Genomic DNA, 21,873 nt, shown 5'->3' with positions numbered 1-21,873 from the left:
ACTGCGATTTTCCGTCGGCACCCATTTATTCATCTCATCCGCCGACCAGGGATTGGTAGAGGGCCACGTAGCGGCTGGCCGAGGCGTCCCAGGAGAAGTCCTTGTCCATGCCCCGGCGGCGGAACTCCGTGAGCCGAGGGGGGTCCGCGTAGAGGGCCAGCGCCCGTCGGAAGGCCGCCACCAGGGCCGCCTTGTGGAAGGCCTCGAAGAGGATGCCGTTGCCGCCCAGCCCCCCCTCCACCGTGTCCACCAGCCCGCCGGTGGCGCGCACCACCGGCACCGTCCCGTAACGCAGGGAGTACATCTGGTTGAGGCCGCACGGCTCATAGCGGCTGGGCATGAGGAAGAAGTCCGCCCCGGCCTCCACCAGGTGCGACAGCGCCGTGTCGAAGCCCAGGTGGACGGAGACCTGCTTGGGGAAGCGGGCCTGGAGCGCGCGCAGGCCCTCCTCCAGCGGGGCCTCGCCGCTGCCCACCGCGACGAAGCGGATGTCCGCCTGGAGCGCCACCGGCAGGGCCTCCAGCAGCAGGTCCACGCCCTTCTGCCACGCCAGCCGGCTGACGATGCCGAACACCGGCGCGTCGCTCCACGCCAGGCCGAAGCGCGACAGGAGCTCGCGCTTGCAGCGGTCCTTGCCGTCCAGCTCCCGGGCGCTGTAGCGCGCCGGCAGGTGCGGGTCGGTGACGGGGTTCCACTCCTGGGTGTCGATGCCGTTGAGGATGCCGGTGAGGCGGTGGGCGCGGTGGCGTAGGAGGCCGTCCAGCCCGTAGCCCTGCTCCGGCGTCTGGATTTCACGCGCGTACGTGGGTGACACGGTGGTGATGGCGTCGGAGAACACGAGCCCGCCCTTGAGCAGGTTCACCGTGTCGTAGAACTCCAGGCCCCCGTCCGCGGTGAACAGGTCCCACGGCAGCCCCAGCTCCGCCATGACGTGCTTGGAGAAGTGCCCCTGGTAGGCCAGGTTGTGGATGGTGAAGACGCTCTTCGCCCGGGACAGCGCGGTGGACTGGAAGCCGCGGCGCAGCGCCACGGGGACCAGCCCCGTCTGCCAGTCGTTGGCGTGGACGATGTCCGGGATGAAGCCCAGCCGCTGCGCCGCCTGGAGCGCGCCCACGGAGAGGTAGGCGAAGCGCCGGGCGTTGTCGCCGAACTCGCCGAACGCGTCTCCGTACAGCCCCGGCCGGTCGCCGTAGAACGCCGCGTTCTCCAGGAAGAGCACCTCCAGCTTCTCCGACAGGCGGGCGGACAGGATGGGGCCCCCCTGCTCGCCGAAGGGGAAGCGAAGCTGGAGCGAGTGTCCCGTGGGCGACAGCCGGCCCGTGTCGCGCACGTCGCGGTAGCGCGGGGTGACGACCTTGACGTCGTGCCCGAGCGCGGCGAGCGCGGCGGGCAGCGCGCCCGCGACGTCCCCCAGCCCCCCCGTCTTCGAGAACGGAGCCACCTCCGAGGAGATGAAGAGAATCTTCATGGGGCAACCATGACGGTTGCTCACAGCGAGTCAACCGTGAACGTGCGCGGCGGGCACCCGTCCCGTATGTTGCGCGGCGTGTTGATACCTCCCGACCCCTTCCAGCGCTTCGCGGAGCTCCTCGAGCGGGCGAAGCAGGTGATTCCGGTCGACCCCAACGCCATGGTGGTCGCCAGCGTGGGCCCGGACGGCCGTCCGAGCGCGCGCGTGGTGTTGCTCAAGGACGTCGATGCGCGTGGGTTCGTGTTCTTCACCAACCACGACAGCCGCAAGGGCCACGAGCTGCTGGCGCATCCGTTCGCCGCGCTGTGCTTCTTCTGGCAGCCACTCGACACCCAGGTCCGGGTGGAGGGGCGCGTCCAGGTGGTGGACGCCGCGGAGGCGGACGCCTACTTCCATTCCCGCGCCCGGGGCAGCCAGGTGGGCGCGTGGGCCAGCCTCCAGAGCCAACCCCTGCCGGCGCGCGAGACGCTGGAGGCCCGCGTGGAGGAGGTGGAGCGGCGCTACGCGGGCGTCGAGGTGCCCCGCCCGCCGCACTGGTCCGGCTTCCGCGTGGTGCCCGACCGCATCGAGTTCTGGCACGCCCGCCCCAGCCGCCTGCACGACCGGCACGTGTACCTGCGCGACGGCGACGGCTGGCGCACGCAGATGCTCTACCCGTAGCCGGAGGCTTCGCCGGCTACCAGGGCACCTCCTCGCCCTGGTAGTCGAAGAAGCGGCCACTGTGCTCGAAGCGCAGCTCGTCGATGATGTGGAGCATCCCGCGCACCGAGTCGCTCGGCGGCAGCGGCGCGTCCGGGCCCCCCATGTCCGTCTTCACCCAGCCGGGGTGCAGCAGCACGGAGACGACGCGCTCGCCGCGCAGGTCCCGCGACATGTTGCGCACGCCCATGTTCAGCGCGACCTTGGACATGCGGTACGCGTACGCGCCGCCCTCCTCGTTGGCGGAGAGCGAGCCCATGCGCGAGGTGACGTACGCGACCTTGCGCGCGGCGCCGCGCAGCAGCGCGGGGAGCAGCGCGGTGGTGACCCGCAGCGGCCCCAGCGCGTTGATGGCGAAGGTGCGCGCCACGTCCGCGTAGTCCACGTCCGTCAGCGAGCACCACAGGCCGGCCACGCCCGCGTTGTTGATGAGCACGTCCACCGGACGCTCTCCGACCTCCGCCGCGAACGCCCGCACGCTGGACTCGTCCGACACGTCCAGCACGCGCGCGCGCAGGCGACCTCCGAAGTCATGTATCAGCGGCTGCAGGCGCCGCAGGCCCTCCTCGGAACGCACCCCCGCGTCGACCACATCGCCGCGCAGGAGAAGCTGTTGGACGAACTCGAACCCAATGCCTCGGCTGGCTCCAGTGATGACGTAGCGCATGTACATCATTAACGCGCCGAATGGCTGTCCTTGGCAAAACGCGACGTGTTGAAGGTTTCCGAGTGCACGCTGCTCACCGGAAAATTTGATTCAGGAGGGACAGCCGATGACTGTCGCCGTCGTAGGAGGTGGGATTTCAGGTCTGGTCGTCGCCTGGAGATTGCGCTCACGCGGTATGGATGCCGTCGTCCTGGAGGCGACGTCCCGGCTCGGGGGCGTGGTCGGGACACACGTGAGACAGGGTTTCGCGGTGGAGACGGGGCCCAACAGCTTCCTGGACCGCGAGCCCGCGACGCGCGAGCTGGCGGCGGCCCTGGGATTGGAAGACAGGATTCGCGCGGCGGATGTGTCGGCGAAGCGTCGCTATGTCTACACGCGGGGCCGGATGCGCTCGGTGCCCGCCTCACCTCCCGCGTTCCTCAAGTCGGACGTGCTGCCCGCGGGCGCGAAGCTGCGGGTGCTGGGCGAGCTGTTCAGCGCCCGGGGGCCCGAGGGCGTGGACGAGTCGCTGGCGGACTTCGGCCGGCGGCACCTGGGGCGCACGGCGACGGAGGTGCTGCTGGACGCGGTGCAGACGGGCATCTTCGCCGGGGACGTGGAGCGGCTGAGCGTGGGCGCCACCTTCCCGCAGCTCGTGAAGCTGGAGCGTGAGCACCGCAGCCTCATCCTGGGCGCCATCCGCGCGCAGCGCGCCCAGCGCAAGGCGCTGCCTCCGGGCCCCGGCGCCCCCGCGAAGCTCGGCGGCGCGCTGTCCACCTTCGAGGGCGGCCTGGGCACGCTCACCGGCGCGCTGGCCACGGCGCTGGGAGACGCGGCCCGCGTGGGCGCGGCCGTGGAGGGCCTGACGCGCGCGGAGGGCGGAGGCTGGCGGCTGTCCGTGAACACGCAGGGCCAGCGCGCGGAGCTGGACGCGACGCGGGTGGTGCTGGCCGCGCCCGCGTACGTGGCCCAGCACCTGGTGCGTCCGCTGGACGACGCGCTGGCGGGACTGCTGGGCGGCATCGACTACGCGCCCATCGCCGCCGTCCACCTGGGCTTCGCCGCGGGGACGACGCCCGCACCGGACGGCTTCGGCTTCCTCGTGCCGCCGCGCGAGGGGCGCAGGCTCCTGGGCGCCATCCACGCCTCCACCGTGTTCCCCTTCCGCGTGGAGGGCGGCGGCGTGCTCTACACCTGCATGGTGGGCGGGGCCCGCCGGCCGGAGCTGGTGGCGTTGGACGAGGCGCAGTTGGTGACGCTTGCGCGCGAGGAGCTCGCGGCCCTGGCGGGCGTGGACGCCGCGCCGTCCTTCACCCAGGTCTTCCGCTGGCCCCGGGGCATCCCCCAGTACCAGGTGGGGCACCTGGCCCGCATGGACGCCATCGACGCGGCGCTGGCGCGCTGGCCCGGGCTGCACCTGACGGGCAACGCCTACAAGGGCGTGGGCCTCAACGACTGCATCCGCAACGGGCTCCAGCTCGCGGACGCGCTGGTGGACGGCTCCGCGCGCTGAGCGACCGCTCGGGCCGGGCGGGCGACCGTCCGCCCGGCGCGGTCAGCGGTGGGGACAGGGAGGCGTCAGACTCCGCGGGCATGCTTCCAGGCCCCAGGAGCTCGCGATGCTCACCGTCCCCACCCCGCTGCTGGTCCTCGGCGCCATCGTCCTCTTCCCCCTCGTCCTCGTCGGCAGCATCGCGCTCGACGCGCTCGAGGTGGACCTGGAGGCGCGGCCCGCGCGCTGAGCCGCCCGAGGGTGTAGGCTGCGACCCGAACATGTCGGAGCAGCCGGAAGGGTCCATCGTCCGCGCCACGCTGCGGGCCCTCGCGGAGCCCCGGAGGTTGTTGCCCATCCTCCTGGTGTCCGCGCCCCTGGTCGCCGCGCAGACGCGCTTCAGCCACGAGCCGCTCGCCCCGCACCTGGGCGTGCTGATGTGCCTGCTCGCCGTGGGCGTGGCGCCCGTCTCCTACCGGGTGCTGTTCCCGGAGGGCCTGGACCTGAGCCACGGCGGCGTGCGCCTGCTGCTCTACGGCACGGTGGGCAGCGGCGTGGTGCTCATGTCCGGCTTCGTGCTGCCGAAGCTCCTGGGCATGGGCCCCACCTTCCTCACCCAGCCCACCAACCTGGCGGTGTGCAACGCGCTGTTCCTCGTCAGCGGCTGGGGGCTGGGGCGGGACATCGGCTTCGAGGAGACGCTGGCCCGCGAGCGGGCGCGCGCGGCGCGCTTCGCCCTGGAGGCGGAGCAGGCACAGCTGCTCGCGCTGCGCAGCCACCTGGACCCGCACTTCCTCTTCAACACGCTCAACGCCATCGCCGAGTGGTGCCGCGAGGACGGCGCCGTCGCGGAGGCCGCGGTGCTGCGGCTGTCCACCATGCTGCGCTCGGTGCTCGCCGGCGTGCGCAAGGCCACCTGGCCCCTGGCGCAGGAGCTGGAGCTGATGCGCACGCTCTTCGACCTGCACCTGCTGCGCGACCCGGAGCTGTTCCAGCTCACGCTGGACCTCCCGGACGAGGCGCGCGCCGTCGACCTGCCCGTGCCCCCGCTGGTGCTGCTGCCCCTGGCGGAGAACGCGGTGAAGCACGGCCCCGCCGCGGGCCACCGGGGCCCCGTGTCCCTGCGCGTCCACGCGCGCGACGCGGAGGTGGAGGTGGCCCTGGAGAACCCCGGCGCCTCCAAGGGCCCCCGCGAGGGCAGCGCGGGCCTGCCCACCGTGGAGCGCCGCCTCGCGCTCGCGTACGGCGGCAAGGCCCGGCTCGCGCTCACCAGCGCGGAGGGCCGCACCCGCGTCACCGTCACCCTGCCCCGCACGGGGCCGCTCCCCGGAGTCCTCACGTGAGTCCGCCCCTGCGTGTCCTCATCGCCGACGACGAGCTCATCGCCCGCAAGCGGCTCTCGCGCCTGCTGGCCGCGCTGCCGGACGTGGAGGTGTGCGGCGAGGCCTCCGACGGGGACGGCGTGCTCGCCCGCGTGCGCGAGGGCGGCGTCGACGTGGTGCTGCTCGACATCCACATGCCGGGCCTCACCGGCCTGGACGCGCTGGCCCTCATGCCGGAGGGGCGGCCCCGCGTCGTGCTCTGCACCGCCCACGCCGAGCACGCGGTGGACGCCTTCGAGCACGGCGCCGTGGACTACGTCCTCAAGCCCGTGGAGCCCGCGCGCCTGCAGAAGGCCCTGGAGCGCGCCCGCGCGCGGCTGGACGCGGACACGCGCCCCTCCGAGCCCGCGGAGAAGCCCGGTGTGGCCACGGGCGCCCCGCGCGCGCTGGCGCGCCTGCCCATCCCCACGCGCCAGGGCATCGTCCTGGTGGACCCGGAGACGATTTCGCACGCCGCGCTGGACGACGAGCTGGTGACGGTGTTCACCGCGCAGGGAGACTTCCTCACCGACTTCACCCTCAACGAGCTGGCCGACAAGCTGCCCGCGGAGCGCTTCCAGCGCGTCCACCGCCGCGCCCTGCTCAACCTCTCCCACGTCGCGCGGCTGGAGCCGCTGGAGACGGGCGGCTACCTGGCCCGGACGCACCGGGGCCACGCCGTGGAGGTCAGCCGCCAGTCCGCGCGCGAACTGCGGCGGATGCTCGGCCTGCGCCGCGCGTCCGAAGAGGAGGGTTGAAGGAGGAAGGGCCCCGTCGTCACGGGGCCGTGAAGCCCGCCGCGGCGAGAGAGGGCCTCCACTGCCCCTCTCCTCGGGCGCCTGCGCTCCGAAACCTCCGCGCCGGCCCGCCTGCGGCCTGCTTCACCTGGACATCGACGTCGTCACCACACCGGCCGCCGTTCACGGCCGTCACCGCCAGCCGCCGCGCGAGGTGCCTTCCCGCGCCGCGTGCGAACCCCTACAGGCCCACCTCGACGTCGACCACGCGGGCGCCCACCTGGCGCTTGAAGCGGACCGTGCCGTCGTCGGTCCACGCGGGCGAGAAGCCCTTGCCCAGGCTGTAGGCGGACGCGACGTCGTAGCCCTTGTCGAACTCGATGACGCGCACCTCGCTGTCGCTCGTCTGCGACGTGAAGTAGACGATGATGCGGCGGTCCGCGGGGGCCCACTGCACCGGGCTGCCCGTGAGCGCCGCCGGCACGTAGGCGCGGTCCGAGTCGCGGCTGCACGACACGTTGGTCACCTGCTCCAGGTCCTTGCCGTTGGCCTTCACCTTCCAGAAGGACGCCACGCCGGTGCGGCGCTGCGACTGGAACAACACGTACTTGCCGTCCGGCGCCCACGTGGGGTCCGAGTCGTCGTGGCCGGAGGTCAGCTTCTCGTCCTTGCCGTTGCGGACGTTGTAGACGTGCAGCTCGGTGTTCCGCACGGCGTCACCGGCGCGCCACGAGTCGGGCAGCTTGGCGTAGACCACCTCGCGACCATCCGGGGAGACGGAGGGCGCGCCGCTGCGCTTGGAGACCAGCGTCGTCTCGCCGTTCTGCACCGCGTACAGCGACTGGTCACCCGTCAGGTAGACGATGATGCGACGGTCGGAGGTCGCGCCCTGCGAGTCGTCCGGGATGATGACCTGCTGGACCACCGTCTGCGTGTCCAGGCTGTCGGCGGCGTCCTGCGCCCCGTCACCGCACGCGGCGAGGGCCAGGGACGAAGCCATCCACATCACGAGGGTTCGACGTCGGGCGAAGCTTCGGGCTTCATTCGGATGCATACGGTCCTCTGTGTGAAATGAACTGCCAAGTACGAATCCTGACAGCGGGGTCTGACCCGCACTCCCAGGTATTTCACGTCAGAAGGCTTGAACAATCCACATGGTCTCGTTTGACCCCGCCATGTAGCGAACGCGTGTCTCGCGGTGCGTCACCGCGCCACGAAGAGCGACGGTACACGCGCCGCGTCGTCACCGAGGATTCCAGAGAGGACCTGGTATGCAGGAGTAGGGAGCGCGGTGCCGGCGCGGGCACAACGCGCGGCATCGTCCAAGGTGAGGATTGACGCCCCACAGTAGGACTGCCGCCAGTGCTCGACGAGCTGCTGCGCGAAGATGGCGGCCATCTGCTCCACGCGCTGCGTGAGCCACGCGTCGGGCGCGGAGAAGACGGCGCGCTGGGGCTGCACGTCACCGGGGCCGAAGCGCACGTCGTGTTCGTAGCCGAACTGCGAATAGTGGTCCTGGAGCACGGTGGAGAGCGGGCCGCGTCGACCATCCAACACACCGGACGAGGACAGCGTGAGCTGGTAGTCCACGGAGCGACGCAGCGCGCGGTATTCGAAGGTGCGAGCCACATCCCTGTAGCGCGTCACGGGGACGGTGAAGGTGCGCGTGTACTTGCGCACCTTGGTGACGGTCCGCGTCTTCTTGTTGCCGTCCTTGTCCGTGTACTCCTCCACCTCGTCGTACGGCTCCTCGATGGTCTCCGTGCGGTCCTCGTGGTCGGTGTAGGGGACCTGCTCGTAGTAGGGCGCGGTCAGCTCCACGGTGTGGCTGTCGCGCTCGGTGGTGAAGCGGCCGGCGAGCGACAGCTCCGGCGCGGCGCGCGCGGCGTTGGAGAACCAGGGCGACGACTCGTAGACGCGGGTGAGCCGGCCGCGCAGCAGCTCCTCCTGCGCGGCGTCCAGGCCGACGACGGCGCCGGTCCAGGAGGGCACGCGCGTCAGCTCGGGGCCCGGCGGCGGCTCCGGCGCGAACCCGCCCCAGTGGTGACAGTAGCGCGCCACCAGCTCGCGCCAGTGCGAGCCGCCCTCGGACGACAGGCCCTTGAGCCGCTCGCAGGTGCCCTGGCCCCCCTGGAGCACCGCGTCCTCCATCCGCTTGCGGATGTGGACCATCTCCTCGTGCGCGAGCAGCGGGCGCTTGCGCACGAGCGCCTCCTCCGCCGTCAACGCGAAGCCCTGTCGCGCGGGCTCGGTGATGAGGCGCTGCAGGTGCTGGTCGGTGCCGCCCATCTCCTCCAGCAGCGAGCTCTCCAGCCCGCCGCTCAGCCTGGCGTTCCACGCCACGCGCCGGTCGAGGAAGCCCAACAGGTGGTCCTCGGCCTTCTCGTCCTGGCCCTCCAGCCGCAGCCGGCGCGCGTTGCCCAGGAGCTGGCTGAGCGCCTTGCCCCGCAGGTCGTCGCGCTCGACGACCAGCTCCTTCTCGTAGGGGCTCTTGGCGACGAGCTCGTCGTAGATTCCGGCGGCCTCCACGAACTGGCCGTTCCGGGCCAGCGCGTCGGCGCGGCCGCGCAGGGTGGTACAGGCGCCGAGGGACAACGAGAGCAGCAGCGTCGCGAGGAGTCGGACCATGGCGGGCGTGGGCGGAGAGCCAGGCCGCTGACGCGGCGGGCGGGCGGATATTCAACCCGGGATGCCCGCGCTCGCAACGGCCCCGCGCTCCCCCCCGGCCTGCAAGCGCCCTACTCCACCGGCCAGGCATGCACGGGCGCGCCGGACGCGGCGTGCCCGAGGTAGCGCTCCAGCATCGCCGCCAGGGCGTCGTGCCGTGGCATGCCCTCCTCCAGCTTCTCGAGCATCCGCCGCTGCCAGCGGGCCCCGGTCAGCCGCCGCTCCCCGCGCCGGGCGATGACGTCCAGCATCGGGTCCGCGTCCGCGGCGTCCACGCCCGCGCCCAGCAGCCCCTCCCGCGCCACGGGCAGCAGCCGGGGGAGCAGGTCCACCATCGGGACGGCGCGCGGGCTGGGCGCGGCGTCCGCCGGCCACAGGAGCTCCGCGTCCAGCCCCAGGCGCGCCGCGCGGGTGAAGTTGCCCGCCGCGTGCACGAAGGGCATCGCCGGCAGGAGCGCCTCCAGCCGCGACGCCAGCCCCAGCGTCAGCCCCAGCAGGAAGGCGCCGTTGGCCACCATGTCCACCACGGAGGGACCCGCGGGCAGCGCGCGCATCTCGATGCGCAGGTGGCCGTCCTCCTTCGGGTCGTAGATGGCGCGGTTCCAGGACCAGACGGTGCCCTGGTGCAGCCGCAGCTCGGTGAGCCCCGGCAGCGCGCCCACCGCCACGCGCTCCAACGGCGGCTCCTTGCCCACCACGGGGAGCAGCGGCGCGTGCAGCGCCACCGACTCCGCGAACAGCTCGTAGGGCCCCTCGCGCGCCCACCCGTGGCCGAACGACACGCGCGCGGGCGGATGGAGGCCGCCCTCCCCCGGCTCGCCCCGGTCGTCGAACGCCTGGCGGAACAGCGCCACGCGCGTCTCGTCCCAGAGCTTGCGGCCCAGGAACAGGGGCGAGTTGGCCGCCACCGCCAGCGCCGGCGCGGTGGCCAGCTGCGCGGCGTTGTACAGGCGCGCGAAGTCCGCGGGCGCCACCCGCAGGTGGAACTGGAGCGACGTGTTCGCCCCCTCCAGCGTCACGTCGTCCGCGCGCAGCGCCACCGCCTCCTCACCGGAGATGGCCACCTCGAACGGCCGCGTGCGCCGCTTGCGCAATTCGTGGGACAGCGCGTGGTAGCGCGGCTGGTTCGTCAGCGCCCCGCGGCCCAGGTCCGCCTCGCGCAGCGTGGGCAGGATGCCGATGGCCGCCACCCGCGCGCCCTGCGTCGCCGCCGCGCGGCGCACCTCCGCCAGCGAGTCCTCCAGCTCCGCGCGGAACGCCTGGAAGGGCCGCCCCGCCAGCGGCCCCGGCCGCAGGTTCAGCTCCAGGTTGAACCGGTCCAGCTCCAGCGTCACCCGCGTGTCCACCGTGCGCGCCAGCACCTGCCGGTTGATGGGGAGCGGGAAGCCCGCGGCGTCCACCAGGAACAGCTCCAGCTCCGCGCCGATGGTGGGCGCCCCCACGCCGAAGCCCGGCCGCGCCAGCACCGCGCGCAGCGCCTCCAGGTTCTCCTCCAGCCGCCGCGAGAAGCGCTCGAAGTCCTCCGGGGCGAACGTCTCCTGCTCGATGGCCTGTCCCATACCCGGACAGCATGTGCATGGCCGCACGCCCTGGCAGGGAGCCCCGGGGGCCCGCCGAGCCGCCGGCCCCCCGGGCCCAGGTGCCCCCGGCCCGGGTGTGTTATCCAGGTCCCGGCCATGCCGTCCGACACACCCATCAACCTCTACGACCTGACGCGGCCCGCACTGGGCGAGCTGCTCTCCGGCTGGGGCTACCGTCCCCACCACCGCGACGTGCTGTGGACGGGCTTGTATCGTCAGCAGGCACGCGCGCTGGACGAGGTGGCGGACCTGCGCCCCGACCTGCGCTCGCGGCTGGACGCGCACACGCGGCTGGGCCACCTGGCCACCCACCACGAGACCTTCAGCTCCGACGGCCACACCCACAAGCTGCTCCTGCGCCTGGAGGACGGGCAGACCATCGAGACCGTCCTCATGCGCTTCAAGGGCCGCGCGACGGTGTGCATCAGCACCCAGGCCGGGTGTGCGATGGGCTGCGTCTTCTGCGCCACCGGGCAGATGGGTCTTTCACGCCACCTCTCGCCAGGCGAAATCGTGGGCCAGGTGCTGCACGTGCAGCGGCTCCTGCGCGAGTCCGGCGAGGCGCTGCGCAACGTCGTCCTCATGGGCATGGGCGAGCCCCTCCACAACTACGAGCACACCATGGCCGCGGTGGATGTCCTGGTGGACCCGCTCGGGCTGGCGCTGGGGCCGCGCTTCATCACGCTGAGCACGGTGGGCGTGGTGCCCGGCATCCGCCGCCTGGCGGACGAGGAGCGTCCCGTGCAGCTCGCGGTGAGCCTGCACGGCGCGACGGACGCGGAGCGCGCGGCGCTGGTGCCCGCGGGCCGGCGCTGGCCGCTCGACGAGTTGATGGACGCCTGTCGCTACTACACGGAGAAACGCGGACGGCGCATCTTCTTCGAATGGACGCTCATCGCCGGTCGCAACGACACGGTGGAGCACGCCCAGACGCTGGGGCGGCTGCTCGGCGGCATGGACGCGCACGTCAACGTCATCCCCCTCAACCCCACGGTGGGTTACGACGGCGGCCCGAGCCAGCCCGCATCGGTGCGCGCGTTCCAGGACGTGCTCATGTCGCACGGCGTCCCCAGCACCGTGCGTCAACGCCGGGGCATCGACATCGACGCGGGCTGCGGCCAGCTCAAGTCCACGGTGGAGCGGCGCACGCGCCGTTCACTTCCCACCAGCCCGTGAGTCGCGTGGTGGATGGGCGCGCCCGTGTCAGCCGCTCCCGGTAACGTGCGCCGCCGGCAGGTGCGGTCCCGGCCCCACACCTGAGTCACGCGCAGGTCGCTGGCGGACACCTTCGCGGTTTCCGCGCGCGGCCTCTTGCACGCCCCATGGCCGTGGGCACATTCTTTCCATCGGCTTCCCGGGGAGGTGGGCGATGCTTTCCATCCAGGAGCACGCGACGACGGAGGAGGCGAGCATGGACCTGCTCGACTTCATCCTCCAGCCGTCCAACTGGCTCTCGGCCGTGCGACGTGAGCTGGACCCGGCGACATGGCCCGGGCAGAACACGCTCTACCAGCGACGCGTGGGACCCTTGCGCATCTGCGCCTCGGTCGACGTCGCCGAATCGCTGGAGGTGTCGCTGCACATCGCCTTCCGCGCGCCGGGGCTGACACCGGTGAAGGCGGCGGACCACCTGGAGAGCTTCCTCAAGCAGCGGCTGCCGCTGACGCCCAACTCCGAGTGGCAGGTGGAGGTGGACGAGCGGCGGTGGATCCACTTCTCGCGCCGCTACGCGGCCCCGCACCTCACGGCGTGAGCGTCTCCAGCCGGTAGTGCCGCAACGGCTGCGCGACGTTCTTCACCGGGGTCTCGGTCAGCGCGCCGAAGCGCAGCGCCCGCGCGAAGGGGTCCGCCGCGTCCGTGAGCGCGTCCCTCGCGCCCGCCATCACCAGCGTCTCGCGGAAGCCGGCCAGCGACTGGAGCCGGGCGGTCTGGTTCATCCCGCTGGAGAAGGCGGTGTACTGGCGGTTGGGGCCGAACAGGCCGCAGTTGGCGTGGGCCAGGTTGACGCCCACGGCCACGCCCAGCCCGGGCAGCTTGACGCGCTGACACAGCGCGGCCACCTCCTCGCGCGCGCCGAGCGTCGCGGTGAGCGTCTGGATGTCGCACGCGGCGCGCACCGCGGCGAGCGCGCGCTCCTGGCGGGAGGACTGGAAGAAGGGCGGACCGAACAGGCCGATGACGCAGTCGCCCACCATCTTGTCGAACACGCCGCCGTGCTCCCAGATGCAGTCCACGGCGCGCGCGCTCCACTCGTCCACGAAGCGGCCGATGTTGCGCGGGCTGTCGAAGCCCTGCTCGCAGATGCGCGTGAAGCCGTTGATGTCCGCGAACAGGATGCCCACCTCCTGGTCCTGCGCGCGCAGGTGCTGCGCGTAGTTGGGGTCCTGCAGGAGCGCGTCGATGATGGACGTGGGGAAGAACTGCGACAGGTGGACGCGCTCGCGGTTGTAGTCCTGCAGCCGCTGGCTGAGCGTGGAGGCCAGCACGCGGATGAGGTCCATGGAGTAGGCGGAGAAGCCCTCGTCGCTGGAGACGGCGAGCTTCCCCAGGGGCTCGTTGACGGCCGCGCCGGAGATGAGCACCGCCTCCGTGGTGCGTCCGGAGAGCAACTGCCGCAGCGTGGCCTCCTCCGCGGACAACAGCCGCGTGCCGTGCTGGCGCAGCGCCTGCTCCAGCACGGGGCTGGGCTGCTCGCCGCTCTCGAACTCCAGGTGGCCGTTGCGGTACGAGCGGTAGTGCAGCAACTGCGGTCGCACCGCGTCGCGGTACAGCAGGAGGAAGCCCGGCAGGCGCACGCGCTGGGCCAGCGTCAGCACCGCCTGGTCCATGCCCACCTCGAAGACGGGGTTGGCCAGGTGCGTGTTGCACTGGAGGATGAGCTGGTGCTTCTCCGACGCCGTGTGCACCAGGCACAGCACGGTGTCGAGCTGCTCGGCGATGGTGTCCAGCACGCGCAGGGCGCGCGCGGACGCGGCGGGCGCGGTGTGGTCCCCGGCGAACAGCAGGCCCATGGTGCCCACGCGGCTGCCGGCGACGTCCAACGGCTGGGTGACGAGCGTGCGGCTGCCCAGGCGCCGCACACCGGGAACGGCGTCGAGGAGCGGGCCGGGATAGTCCTCGCCCCAATCGCCCTCGGACCACGTCTGCTCCACCAGGTCCTCGTCCCGCGTGGAGACGGCCACGGCGCGCGTGCCCGTCATCGCGAGGATGGGCGGGAAGCAACGTCGGAAGGTCCGGGTGAGGGTCTCACGCTCCCGGAGGCTCTCCTCCAGGAGGTCGTCCACGGCGCGCTGGAGGGCGCGGAGCGACTTGTACTCCTCCAGCGACAGGTCCAGGGACGACGGTTGGGGTTGCGACGGACGCGACATGGGCGGGTTCTACCGCCGTGTGCGCCTGCTGTCACAAGCTCGGAGCGAGCGCCTGCCCGCCCACCACCTGGCCGTGGGCCACGTCGATGAGCCAGTAGCCCTCGCGCCCCGCCTCGGTGGAGGACCCCGCGCCGAAGAGGTGCGGGCGCTCCGCCGTGGCGGGGTGGTGGTAGCGCTGGTGGATGTGGCCGTGCAGCACCGCGTAGCGGGGGCCGGGCAACAGCCGCAGGAGGGCCTCGCCGTCACGCAGGCCGTGGTGCCAGTGGTCCGGAGCACCCTTCCGGTTCAGGGGGGCGTGGTGGACGATGACGAGCACCGCGCGCCCCTCCAGCCGGGGGTCCTTCAGCAGGGCCTCCAGCCCGGCGAGCTGGGCGTCTCCGATGACGCCGAAGGAGAGACCGGGCGACGGCGGCACGCGCGCGGAGCGCAGCCCCACCACCGCGAGCCCGTCGCCCACGAGCCGCACGAAGGGGAAGGCCCCCTCGCGCCGGTACTGGGGCAGGTCGCTCTCCAGCAGGTGGCCGAAGTGGCGCGCGAAGCGGTCCTTCTGGAAGCTGCCGGGCGTGTAGACGTCGTGGTTGCCGGGGATGATGGTGCAGCGACGAGGGTCTCCGGCGAGCGGCCCCAGCGCCTCGCGGGCGCCCCGGAACTCGCTGTCGAGCGCGTACGCCGTGAGGTCCCCGGAGAGGATGAAGTGGTCGGCCGCGTGGGCCTCCGCCGCGCGGGCGATGGCGGACAGCGCGCGGGGTGCCTGGGCATAGCGCTTCGCCCGGCCTCCCACGGTCAGCTCCGCCAGGGCCACCCAGCGGCGCCACCCCAGCCGGTGCAACGGGAGCGCGAAGTAGTCGTCGGTGATGTGGACGTCGGAGCAGTGAACGATGCGCATCGGAGTTCCGGCCCGGACAACCGGTGACCGGGGCTGGACATTCTCTCCGGAGTCGCCGTGGAGGGAAGCCCCATTGCGACCGGGTGGGCAGCGTGACGGAACCATGACGAACGAATGGGCACGCGATGAGCCTCGGCTGCCGGGGATGGCCCAGGCTGTCCACGTCTTCCAGAGGAGGTCACATGCGTCGACGAGCCCCGGGCCCCCATCCCATCCAAGGCAGTCTCGCATCAGGCCCGTGGGTGCTGACCCTGTGCCTGCTGTTGGTCGTGCCCATGCGCCGGGCGGAGGCCTACCCCATCTCCCCCGTCCCACTCTGGGAACTGACGGAGCGCGCGGGGCTGGTGGTGTGGGCCGACGTCGAGGGCGTCGAGGAAGTCCCGCGCTCAGCCGAAGACAAGGACAACAAGTTCGCGTTCTTGGACGAGTCCGTGGCGACGCTGCGCATCCGCGAGGTCTGGAAGGGCACGGCACAAGTGGGCGAGCGCATCGGCGTGTCTTTCTCGCCCACGGTCATCTGCCCCGCGCCACCCCGGTACGAGCCCGGGCTCGCCGTGGTCGCGTTCCTCGAGCAGGACCAGGGAAGATGGCGGACGGTGGCGCTGTCCCATGGGACCCGGTACCCAGCGGACGCGGTCGAGACAGAGTCCTATCGACAAGCCGTGACGCGGGCCCATCGGGCCCAGGTCCACGCCACCTCGACGAAGGAGGGGAGCCCGCCGGCGGACCTCGCACGGTTGCATCTGGACTGGTCGGTGTTCGCGGCCACGCAGCCCGCGCTCCGCTGGGATGCGCTCTACGACCTCCTCCCTCAATCCGACACGAATCACTTCTTCTATGACCAGCGCCCCGCCAAGACGGCGCCGAACCTGACGCAGGCCCACCGGAAGCAGTTGGCGGACGGCTTCGTGAAGGACCCGCCCACCGAGGAAGCGCTGCCGATGCTGCTCGCCGCCCTGCGCGGCTTCGCGAACGACGAGGTCGACGCAGCGGCGACGAGCGCGCTCGAGACCCTGTTCAACCCACCCGGGAAAGACATCCCCCTCTGGACCCGACTCGCGTTCGACCTCCTGCGAGAGCGGCTTGGCGAAAAGGTCGAAAGGCCATCCGACCTCCTCGAAGACCGGACGCTGACGACAATGCCCCAGGAGGAGCTGCACCACCTCGCGCGGCAGTGGGAGCAATTCAAACAACGCCATCACCTGAAGCCAGCGCCCCATCCCCCGCTCCAACGCAAGCCGCTCGTCTCGGGAACGGGAGGCGATACACCTCCCTGAAGCGAGTCCACGGCGCTCATGACGAAACGATGACGTCATCATGGGCACCGGACGGCCACGTCCATCGCGCATCGCGGGAGTCTCTCCGTCTCGACGAGGAGGACTCCGTGTCCCGAACGCAAGGGTCCATTCCGCGAGGTTTGCCGAGGCGAACGTCGCCGCTCCCGCGGCGCTCGTGGCCGTGGCTCATGCCTCTGCTCGGAGTGCTCACTCACGGCTCACGCGCCGACGCAGACCCGCGCGCGCCCCTCTCTCCCGAAGACAGGTTGGAGAGCACGACATGGCTGGTCTTGGCGGAGGTCCAGCAGGTTCGAGTGAAGCCGTTGCCGTGGACGAGGCGGCCCCAGGCCCCACTCGCGATATCGCTCGGCTGCAAGACGGGCTTCATCGAGCGGGACATTGCCCGCCTTCAGGTGCTCGAGACCTGGAAGGGCCGCCGGATCGACAACGAATTCATCGAGATCCACTTCGACGCCGACCAGATATGCCCCACGCCCCCGCGCTTCGAGACAGGACGCACAGTCATCCTCTTTCTCGACCGGTGGAATGGAACGTGGATCGTGCCCGACGCCTCCTTTGGAGGAATTGCCTATCCGGACGACCCAGCCAAGATCGACCGCAGGCGCCAATGGTACCACCAGGAGCGACGCCTCCAGGAGCGCTGGTCGTCACGCGGGTTCATCCCCGCCGTGGCTGACTCCGCATGCGAGGACCTGGAGTGGACCGCACGGGTCACCTCCTGGCCCTGGTCACGCGCGGACGAATCGGGCGACTCACCCCGCGCCGGGATGACGGCGGCGCATCGTCGTCTCATGGAGGCCAGCGCGGTGCCACCCCCGCCGCCCATCCGCGATTTGACGAACCTGCTCTTCGCCATGCGAGGCTTCAAGAACCCGCATCTGGACCAACTCGCCGTGGACGTCCTCGACGCTCGACTCCAGTCCGCTCCCGAGCGTGGCGACACCGACTTCGAGGTGACCGCGTTCGAGCTGCTGCTCGAGCGCCTGGGGGAGCACTCCTTCGAGCTCGCCCCGACCTGGCTGGGTCGCGTGTCGTCGCTCATGGGCCTCACTTCCCAAGCCCCCCTGCCCCAGCGATGGCAGAGCTTCAGGCAGCGCCATCGCCTGAACCCTCGCCTCGTGCTCCCCCAGCCTCGGTCCACCCCCTGAGTGTGGCTCCGCGGCTCCCCGCGTCATCCCTCGCCGGGTCGCCATCGCGAGGCATCCATGGAAGAATGCGCGACGTTGACCGGGCGGGCCGCGAGGACTTCCGGACTCCCAGTTCGACGAGGAGCGCTGCATGCGAGAGCACAGCCCCGTTCCCCATGGCGGCTCGTCCACTGGACGCCTGGGGACGCGACTGCTCCCGTTGACCCTGTTGTGCTTCATGGCCCTCGCTCCCGTGCGGGGAGCGGAGGCCAGGCCCCCGCGGACGCTCTGGGACCTGACGGCCGAAGCGCAGCTCGTGGTGTGGGCGGACGTCGAGGAGGTGGAGGAGTCCGCGCCGCCGCCCAGCGGCGTCCGGTCCCCCACGGATGCCATCGCCCGGCTCCATGTCCGCGAGACGTGGAAGGGCTCCGAGCATGACGGCGAGCGCATCGAGGTGCACTTCCAGCCCGAGCTGAACGGCCCCGATGACGCGAGCTACGAGCCCGGGTTCTCCGTCCTCGTGTTCCTCGTGCGCGAGCGCGGCCAGTGGCGCACCCCCGCCCTCGCGGACGGGACGCGCACCCTGCCCGACGCGCTGGCGACCGCGGCCTACCGACAGGTGGTCCGGCTCGCCCGGATGACGCAGGAGGAGTGGATCCACTCACGCATCGCCGGCAGGACCTACGACCTGGGCGTGACGCGCCTCAACTGGCAGGTCTTCGCCGCCACCCTGCCCGCGACCCGTCGGGATGGCCTCGCCGGCCTGCCCTCCGACGGCGCCCCGGCGCACGCGCGGCCCCGCGCCTTCCTCCAAGTGGAGCCCTACCTGACGACGGAGCACCGCGCGCTGCTCGCGGCGAGCACCGCGAAGCACCCGCTCGTCGACGACGAACTGCCCATGATGCTCACCGCCCTGCGAGGCTTCGCGAGCCGGGACGTGGACCGCGCCGCCACGAACGCCCTGGAGGCGCTGCTCCAGAAGGAACCCGAGGACCCTCCCTACTGGGCGCGCCTCGCCTTCGACCTGCTGCGTGAGCGCTACGGCGAGCGCCCCGTCCAGCGGACCCGCCTGCTCGCGAGTCCGCACGACCCGCGCGGGACGCCCACCCCCCTGGACGAGCCCCCCGAAGACTCCCTGGCGCAGCAGTGGCAACGCTTCAAGCAGCGGCACAACCTCCAACCCGCCGCCCAGTAGGACACGTCCGGCGCCACCGGGCCCGTCGAGCGCGACGCGTGGCCCCATGCTAGGAAACCGGTCCGGCCCCCTCCGACCATGAAGCGACTCGCGCTCCTGCTCATCCTCCTGTCCGGCACCACGGCCCTGGCCGCGCGCCCGGACCCGTCCCGGAAGAAGGTGGTCGTCCTCCCGTTCCAGGCCGTCTCCGGGGATGTCCCCGCGCGCGCCGGGCCACGGCTCGCCGCGAGGCTCGCGTCGGAGGTCCATGGCGCGCAGGGCCTCGCCCTCGTCGAAGCCACACCACCCTCCTCCGGAGCCGAGCCGGCCCCCACGCCCGACGTGCTCACCACCGCCCGCGCCGCCGTCCGCGAGGCCACCGCCGCACGCGACACGCGCGACTTCGCCCGGGCCGACGCCGCGCTGAGCCGCGCGCTGGACGCCTACGCCCAGGGCCTGCCCGAAGCCGCCGAGCTCGCCGACACCTACGCGCTCCGCGCCGCCGTGCGCTTCGCCACCGGCCGCGATGACGAGGCCACGCTCGACCTCTCGAACGCGCTCGCCGTCGCGCCCGACCGGGACCTCCCGCTCGCCGCCACCTCGCCCCTCTTCACCCATACCGTCGAGCGCGTGCGCACCACCCTCGGCGCCCAACCGCCGGGCACCGTCCGCTTCGACGCCATGCCGCCCGGCATCGCCGTGACGCTCGACGGCGTCCCAGTGGGCCCGGCGCCCGTGCGCGTCACCCAGGTGCCACCCGGCGCGCACCTGTGGCGCGCCGCCCTCCCCTCCGGCGACACCGTGGGCGGCATCGTGGAGGCGCGCTCCGGCGCGGAAGCCACCGTCACCATCCAGCCCTCCGGCACCGGCCCCTCCGCCACGCTCGCCCATGCCCTCGCGGACAACCGCCTGGACACCGCCGCGCTCCAGGCCGCCGCCGAGCTGGGGCGCGCGGCGGGCGCGGACCTGGTCATCGTGGGCACCCTGTCCCGCGCGGGCCCGGGGCTCGCGGTGGACACCTTCCTCGTCGCCCCGGGAGACGCGGCCCCGCGCAGGCTGCCGCGCATGGCCATGGACCTGGAGCTGCTCGACGCCGGCGCGCCGCTGCGCACGCTCGTCGCCGCCGTGGCCACGCGGGGCCTGGAGGCGGGGCTCGCGGAGAGCGTGCCCCTGTCGCCCACGCCCGGCTTCTCCCGCCCGGCCCGTCCCACCCAGGCCACGTACACCCCGCCGTCACCCGAGAGGGCCCGCCCCGCCGCGACGCCGGAGCGCAGGCCGGAGCAGCCCATCCGCAAGCCGCTGGTCCGCCCATGAGCACCTTCCGCGGACGCTTCGCGCCCAGCCCCACGGGGCGCATGCACCTGGGCAACATCCGCAGCGCGCTCCTGGGCTGGCTCCAGGCACGCGCGGCGGGAGGACGCTTCCTCCTGCGCATCGAGGACCTGGACCGGGCGCGCTGCAAGCCCCAGTACGTCGAGGACCTGATGCGCGACCTGCGCTGGCTCGGGCTCGACTGGGACGAGACGCCCCTGTTCCAGAGCCAGCGCGACGACCTGTACCGCGACACGCTGTCCACGCTGGAGCGCCAGGGGCTCGTCTATCCGTGCTTCTGCACGCGCGCGGAGATTGCCCGCGCCGCCAGCGCGCCCCACGGCCTGTCCGAGGAGGGCCCGCGCTACCCCGGCACCTGCGCCCACCTCACCGCCGCGCAGAGCTCCGAGCGCGCCCGCACGCGCGTGCCGGCCTGGCGTTTCCGCGCGCGCCCCGGCGAGGTGACGTTCGTGGACGGCTTGATGGGGCCGTACACGCAGGACGTCGACGCGGTGGTGGGGGACTTCGTGGTGCGCCGCAACGACGGGGTGGCCAGCTACCAGCTCGCCGTCGTCGTGGACGACGCGGCCAGCGACATCACCCACGTGCTGCGCGGCGACGACCTGCTCTCCTCCACGCCCCGGCAGTTGCAGCTCTACGCCGCGCTGGGCAGGCCCGCGCCCGCCTTCCTCCACGTGCCGCTCGTGTTCGGAGAGGACGGCAAGCGGCTCGCCAAGCGCGAGGGCGCCTTCGCGCTCGCGGAGTTGAGGGAGCGCGGCGTCGCCCCCGAGCGCGTGCTCGGCCTGCTCGCCGCGTGGAGCGGCCTGGGGGATGGAAGCCCGCGCACGCTCGACGCGCTGGCGCGGGCCTTCTCGGTGGACGCGCTCCCCCGGGTGCCCGTCGTGGCCCACGAGGCCGTCATCGCGGAGGCACTCGGCCTGGAGTGAGGCCTCGCCGTCCCCTTCTCGCCGGGCGGGCGGACGGCGGAGAAAAATCGTCGGCTGCGTGACGATGCCCATCTTTCCCGCGGACCCGAGCCACTCCCACGCGTGGAGGGCTCGCCGTGGCAGGAGGGCCCGGCCTATGGCAACGACCATCGTGGAGAACGAGAAACCCGGCGTCATCCCCGCCAGCGCGGGCACGCCGTTCAAGCTGAGCTGGGGAGCCATCCTCGGCGGCGCCTTCGTCGCGCTCGGCGTACTCATCCTGCTGTACTCCCTGGGGCTCGCGCTGGGGCTGTCGTCGGTGGACCCGAACAACCCGGCCAGCGCGAAGTCGGCCGGCGTCGGCACCGGCATCTGGGGAATCATCGCGCCGCTCATCTCGCTGTTCGTGGGCGGCTTCGTGGCCGCGCGCACCGCGGGCGTCGTGGACAAGGGCGGCGGCGCCATGCATGGCGCGGTGATGTGGGGGCTCACCACCATCGCGGGCGTCCTGCTCATGGGCATGGTGGTCTCCACGGTGCTCGGCACCGCCTTCAAGGCGACCACGGGCATCGTCGGCGCCACGGGCGCGGCGGCGGCGGGCGCGGTCTCCGAGGGCGGCAACGTCGCGCAGAGCTTCGGCATCGACGCCAACGACGCGCTCGGCCCCATCAACCAGCGCCTGCGCGAGGAAGGCAAGCCCACCATCACCGCCAACCAGTTGGAGGCGGCGACCAAGGACATCGTCACCACCGGGGTGCGCACGGGGAACGTGGACCGCGAGGTGCTCGTCACCTCCATCGCCCAGAACACGCGCCTGTCGCGCGCGGACGCGGAGGACGTGGCCAACCGCGTCCAGACGCAGATCGACCAGGCCAAGGAGAAGGCGGGCCAGGTGGGTCAGCAGGTGCAGCACGGCGCGCTCCAGGCCGCGGGCACGACGGGGCACGTCTTCTGGGGCATCTTCGGTTCGCTCCTGCTGGGGCTCATCGCGTCGGTGCTCGGCGCGGGCCTGGGCGTCAGCAAGCGCCAGCGCGTCCACGCGGAGGGCGTCATCGGCGGCACGCGCACCACGACGACGCGCCGCGAGGTCTACCCGTAGGGCCTTCCCCGCGGGCTCCACGCCCCGCCAC

Annotated in this window: 20 protein-coding genes; 13 read left to right on the top strand and 7 right to left on the bottom strand. The window is 72.4% G+C overall.

The features are described from left to right. Positions 1-34: 34 nt before the first annotated feature. Positions 35-1,468: a glycogen synthase GlgA gene (glgA, locus tag LZ198_RS32450; protein ID WP_253976002.1), complete on the bottom strand. Its 1,434-nt coding sequence runs from the start codon at positions 1,466-1,468 to the stop codon at positions 35-37. Positions 1,469-1,534: 66 nt separating this feature from the next. On the opposite strand from glgA, the gene pdxH reads away from it, so the two are divergent. Then, entirely contained in the window at positions 1,535-2,131 is a 597-nt protein-coding gene (gene pdxH / locus LZ198_RS32445) for a pyridoxamine 5'-phosphate oxidase (protein ID WP_323383136.1), read from the top strand. A gap of 16 nt (positions 2,132-2,147) precedes the next feature. Here pdxH and LZ198_RS32440 read toward each other — a convergent pair whose 3' ends face one another. Then, the gene (locus LZ198_RS32440; protein WP_253976000.1) at positions 2,148-2,837 is read right to left on the bottom strand and encodes an SDR family oxidoreductase; all 690 of its coding nucleotides are present in this window, start codon (positions 2,835-2,837) and stop codon (positions 2,148-2,150) included. A gap of 106 nt (positions 2,838-2,943) precedes the next feature. Between LZ198_RS32440 and hemG the strand changes: the two genes are divergently transcribed. The 4 genes from hemG to LZ198_RS32425 all read left to right on the top strand — a co-directional run bounded on the left by hemG (position 2,944) and on the right by LZ198_RS32425 (position 6,427). Next, positions 2,944-4,329 (top strand): protoporphyrinogen oxidase, encoded by a 1,386-nt coding sequence (gene hemG, locus LZ198_RS32435; RefSeq protein WP_253975999.1) that lies wholly within the window; start codon positions 2,944-2,946, stop codon positions 4,327-4,329. 106 nt (positions 4,330-4,435) lie between these two features. Beyond that, on the top strand, positions 4,436-4,558 hold the full coding sequence (locus LZ198_RS43010; RefSeq protein WP_256560121.1) for a hypothetical protein: 123 nt from the start codon (positions 4,436-4,438) through the stop codon (positions 4,556-4,558). A gap of 31 nt (positions 4,559-4,589) precedes the next feature. Beyond that, entirely contained in the window at positions 4,590-5,651 is a 1,062-nt protein-coding gene (locus LZ198_RS32430; RefSeq protein WP_253975998.1) for a sensor histidine kinase, read from the top strand. Further along, a complete protein-coding gene (locus LZ198_RS32425) occupies positions 5,648-6,427 on the top strand; it encodes a LytR/AlgR family response regulator transcription factor (protein WP_253975997.1) in 780 nt (259 codons plus the stop codon). Before LZ198_RS32430 ends, LZ198_RS32425 begins: the two co-directional genes overlap by 4 nt. A gap of 220 nt (positions 6,428-6,647) precedes the next feature. Here the strand turns inward: LZ198_RS32425 and LZ198_RS32420 are convergent, their stop codons facing one another. The 3 genes from LZ198_RS32420 to LZ198_RS32410 all read right to left on the bottom strand — a co-directional run bounded on the left by LZ198_RS32420 (position 6,648) and on the right by LZ198_RS32410 (position 10,632). Then, on the bottom strand, positions 6,648-7,406 hold the full coding sequence (locus LZ198_RS32420) for a TolB family protein (protein WP_253975996.1): 759 nt from the start codon (positions 7,404-7,406) through the stop codon (positions 6,648-6,650). A gap of 203 nt (positions 7,407-7,609) precedes the next feature. Beyond that, the gene (locus tag LZ198_RS32415) at positions 7,610-9,034 is read right to left on the bottom strand and encodes a hypothetical protein (RefSeq protein ID WP_253975995.1); all 1,425 of its coding nucleotides are present in this window, start codon (positions 9,032-9,034) and stop codon (positions 7,610-7,612) included. A gap of 110 nt (positions 9,035-9,144) precedes the next feature. After that, positions 9,145-10,632, bottom strand: a complete 1,488-nt coding sequence (locus tag LZ198_RS32410; RefSeq protein WP_253975994.1) for a glutamate--cysteine ligase family protein — start codon at positions 10,630-10,632, stop codon at positions 9,145-9,147. Between the two features lie 117 nt (positions 10,633-10,749). Here LZ198_RS32410 and rlmN point away from each other — a divergent pair, with 117 nt between their 5' ends. Together rlmN and LZ198_RS32400 are read left to right on the top strand one after the other, a co-directional pair. Beyond that, a complete protein-coding gene (gene rlmN / locus LZ198_RS32405; RefSeq protein ID WP_253975993.1) occupies positions 10,750-11,829 on the top strand; it encodes a 23S rRNA (adenine(2503)-C(2))-methyltransferase RlmN in 1,080 nt (359 codons plus the stop codon). 193 nt (positions 11,830-12,022) lie between these two features. Beyond that, on the top strand, positions 12,023-12,406 hold the full coding sequence (locus tag LZ198_RS32400) for a hypothetical protein (protein ID WP_253975992.1): 384 nt from the start codon (positions 12,023-12,025) through the stop codon (positions 12,404-12,406). Here LZ198_RS32400 and LZ198_RS32395 read toward each other — a convergent pair. Then, on the bottom strand, positions 12,396-14,021 hold the full coding sequence (locus tag LZ198_RS32395; RefSeq protein ID WP_253975991.1) for an adenylate/guanylate cyclase domain-containing protein: 1,626 nt from the start codon (positions 14,019-14,021) through the stop codon (positions 12,396-12,398). The two genes, LZ198_RS32400 and LZ198_RS32395, sit on opposite strands and share 11 nt — an antisense overlap. Positions 14,022-14,052: 31 nt before the next feature. Further along, a complete protein-coding gene (locus tag LZ198_RS32390; protein ID WP_253975990.1) occupies positions 14,053-14,907 on the bottom strand; it encodes a metallophosphoesterase family protein in 855 nt (284 codons plus the stop codon). Between the two features lie 182 nt (positions 14,908-15,089). Between LZ198_RS32390 and LZ198_RS32385 the strand changes: the two genes are divergently transcribed. The 6 genes from LZ198_RS32385 (at position 15,090) to LZ198_RS32360 (ending at position 21,842) form a co-directional block, all read left to right on the top strand. Continuing rightward, positions 15,090-16,184 (top strand): hypothetical protein, encoded by a 1,095-nt coding sequence (locus LZ198_RS32385; RefSeq protein ID WP_253975989.1) that lies wholly within the window; start codon positions 15,090-15,092, stop codon positions 16,182-16,184. A 314-nt stretch (positions 16,185-16,498) separates the two neighbouring features. Next, positions 16,499-17,353 carry a hypothetical protein gene (locus tag LZ198_RS32380; protein ID WP_253975988.1) on the top strand — a complete coding sequence of 285 codons (855 nt, stop codon included), beginning with the start codon at positions 16,499-16,501 and terminating at the stop codon, positions 17,351-17,353. Between the two features lie 130 nt (positions 17,354-17,483). Next, positions 17,484-18,527 carry a hypothetical protein gene (locus LZ198_RS32375; RefSeq protein WP_253975987.1) on the top strand — a complete coding sequence of 348 codons (1,044 nt, stop codon included), beginning with the start codon at positions 17,484-17,486 and terminating at the stop codon, positions 18,525-18,527. Between the two features lie 78 nt (positions 18,528-18,605). Then, entirely contained in the window at positions 18,606-19,820 is a 1,215-nt protein-coding gene (locus LZ198_RS32370; protein WP_253975986.1) for a PEGA domain-containing protein, read from the top strand. After that, a complete protein-coding gene (gluQRS, locus tag LZ198_RS32365) occupies positions 19,817-20,764 on the top strand; it encodes a tRNA glutamyl-Q(34) synthetase GluQRS (protein ID WP_253975985.1) in 948 nt (315 codons plus the stop codon). Before LZ198_RS32370 ends, gluQRS begins: the two co-directional genes overlap by 4 nt. 136 nt (positions 20,765-20,900) lie before the next feature. Further along, positions 20,901-21,842, top strand: coding sequence for a hypothetical protein (locus tag LZ198_RS32360; RefSeq protein WP_253975984.1), 942 nt, complete (start codon positions 20,901-20,903; stop codon positions 21,840-21,842). The last annotated feature ends 31 nt before the right edge of the window (positions 21,843-21,873 follow it).

This window comes from Myxococcus dinghuensis (assembly GCF_024198235.1).
In the GTDB taxonomy this organism is placed as follows: Bacteria; Myxococcota; Myxococcia; order Myxococcales; family Myxococcaceae; genus Myxococcus; species Myxococcus dinghuensis.
Note: the sequence above shows the minus strand (reverse complement) of the source record. Positions and strands in the feature narration are given on the sequence as shown.

What these genes read in the sequence shown, in the direction of transcription:
- glgA (WP_253976002.1), bottom strand. Translation starts at nt 1,468, where the DNA reads ATGAAGATTCTCTTCATCTCCTCGGAGGTGGCTCCGTTCTCGAAGACG.
- pdxH (WP_323383136.1), top strand. Translation starts at nt 1,535, where the DNA reads ATGTTGCGCGGCGTGTTGATACCTCCCGACCCCTTCCAGCGCTTCGCG.
- LZ198_RS32440 (WP_253976000.1), bottom strand. Translation starts at nt 2,837, where the DNA reads ATGCGCTACGTCATCACTGGAGCCAGCCGAGGCATTGGGTTCGAGTTC.
- hemG (WP_253975999.1), top strand. Translation starts at nt 2,944, where the DNA reads ATGACTGTCGCCGTCGTAGGAGGTGGGATTTCAGGTCTGGTCGTCGCC.
- LZ198_RS43010 (WP_256560121.1), top strand. Translation starts at nt 4,436, where the DNA reads ATGCTCACCGTCCCCACCCCGCTGCTGGTCCTCGGCGCCATCGTCCTC.
- LZ198_RS32430 (WP_253975998.1), top strand. Translation starts at nt 4,590, where the DNA reads ATGTCGGAGCAGCCGGAAGGGTCCATCGTCCGCGCCACGCTGCGGGCC.
- LZ198_RS32420 (WP_253975996.1), bottom strand. Translation starts at nt 7,406, where the DNA reads ATGGCTTCGTCCCTGGCCCTCGCCGCGTGCGGTGACGGGGCGCAGGAC.
- LZ198_RS32415 (WP_253975995.1), bottom strand. Translation starts at nt 9,034, where the DNA reads ATGGTCCGACTCCTCGCGACGCTGCTGCTCTCGTTGTCCCTCGGCGCC.
- LZ198_RS32410 (WP_253975994.1), bottom strand. Translation starts at nt 10,632, where the DNA reads ATGGGACAGGCCATCGAGCAGGAGACGTTCGCCCCGGAGGACTTCGAG.
- rlmN (WP_253975993.1), top strand. Translation starts at nt 10,750, where the DNA reads ATGCCGTCCGACACACCCATCAACCTCTACGACCTGACGCGGCCCGCA.
- LZ198_RS32400 (WP_253975992.1), top strand. Translation starts at nt 12,023, where the DNA reads ATGCTTTCCATCCAGGAGCACGCGACGACGGAGGAGGCGAGCATGGAC.
- LZ198_RS32395 (WP_253975991.1), bottom strand. Translation starts at nt 14,021, where the DNA reads ATGTCGCGTCCGTCGCAACCCCAACCGTCGTCCCTGGACCTGTCGCTG.
- LZ198_RS32390 (WP_253975990.1), bottom strand. Translation starts at nt 14,907, where the DNA reads ATGCGCATCGTTCACTGCTCCGACGTCCACATCACCGACGACTACTTC.
- LZ198_RS32385 (WP_253975989.1), top strand. Translation starts at nt 15,090, where the DNA reads ATGCGTCGACGAGCCCCGGGCCCCCATCCCATCCAAGGCAGTCTCGCA.
- LZ198_RS32375 (WP_253975987.1), top strand. Translation starts at nt 17,484, where the DNA reads ATGCGAGAGCACAGCCCCGTTCCCCATGGCGGCTCGTCCACTGGACGC.
- LZ198_RS32370 (WP_253975986.1), top strand. Translation starts at nt 18,606, where the DNA reads ATGAAGCGACTCGCGCTCCTGCTCATCCTCCTGTCCGGCACCACGGCC.
- gluQRS (WP_253975985.1), top strand. Translation starts at nt 19,817, where the DNA reads ATGAGCACCTTCCGCGGACGCTTCGCGCCCAGCCCCACGGGGCGCATG.
- LZ198_RS32360 (WP_253975984.1), top strand. Translation starts at nt 20,901, where the DNA reads ATGGCAACGACCATCGTGGAGAACGAGAAACCCGGCGTCATCCCCGCC.